Raw genomic sequence first — 955 nt, 5'->3', positions numbered from 1 at the left:
AACGCTTAGGGATTCACTAGGTCAAATGTCGAAAAAGAAAATCATTTATATATAGTATTCGATCTGTGCAAGGTTCATTTCATCTAAACAAATAAAGTATAGCTGATCCTCATTTTGCTTTGCTTCGATAAGACAATCTAAAAATGCAGAAGGTACATATAATTTTCTAATAGGATTATAAAAGCCAAGTAAATCTTGTTTATCAGTCCAGCTTGGCTGAACCGGAATTATTTCATACTTTGCATTAATAATCGACGCGAGTTGCTTCACAATTGTTGTCTTTCCAGTACCAGAGGGACCAGACAAGATAATCATTTGCTCTGTCATTAGGGCTAGTAATAGCTGACGTAATGTTTTTTCCTCATAACGATAGCCACGAGCACTAAGTTGTGATTGTATTCCTTTTAATAATTCAGAAAGTGTTTCCGGTGTATCAAGAAATGATTCTTCCGTTTCTTCTAGTTGGGCTTCAGATTGTTTGTCAAATACAAAACCTAATTGTTCTAGTTTTTGCTGAAGTGAATATAGATTTTGTTTTGTTTTATCTAAACGTTTCTCCTGCCTTTCCATATACAATAGTTGTTTTTGGTTTTCGTCTAATTTTGAATTAAGGTTCTTTATATCATTTTCAATTTTAGTTTTGATAATATTAGCGGCATCAATAAAGCGGCTTTCTCTGTCTTCATATAGAAATGGCTTTGCTAAAGCGATAATACCTAAGTCCTCTTTGTTCATTCCGATTAAATCAAATATTTCATTAGAATCTTCAATTTGATAGACTTTATTATAGGTGGTATTAAATATATTTCCTTTTTTTAACTCATTGTCAAATTCAGTGAGTGTAACCTTTGCAGCCACTAATGTACCGTTCTCATAGTGTCTTGCCTTGCCCTTTGTTCTGTAATCAACGGTTGTAAAATACTCAATAACAACGGTTTTAAATTCCTCAAAAATA

The 955-nt window shown here is 32.6% G+C and carries 1 protein-coding gene; it reads right to left on the bottom strand.

The window, feature by feature from the left end; genetic code table 11:
- Positions 1 to 45 precede the first annotated feature (45 nt).
- Positions 46 to 955 (bottom strand): AAA family ATPase (locus DIS06_RS19960; RefSeq protein WP_162596048.1); only part of this gene is annotated, 910 nt, incomplete at its 5' end.

The organism is Bacillus sp. CGMCC 1.16541 (assembly GCF_003184905.1).
Classification (GTDB): Bacteria; Bacillota; Bacilli; order Bacillales; family Bacillaceae_H; genus Priestia.
The sequence above is the reverse complement of the archived record's forward strand: the minus strand, read 5'-3'. Positions and strand labels throughout refer to the sequence as shown.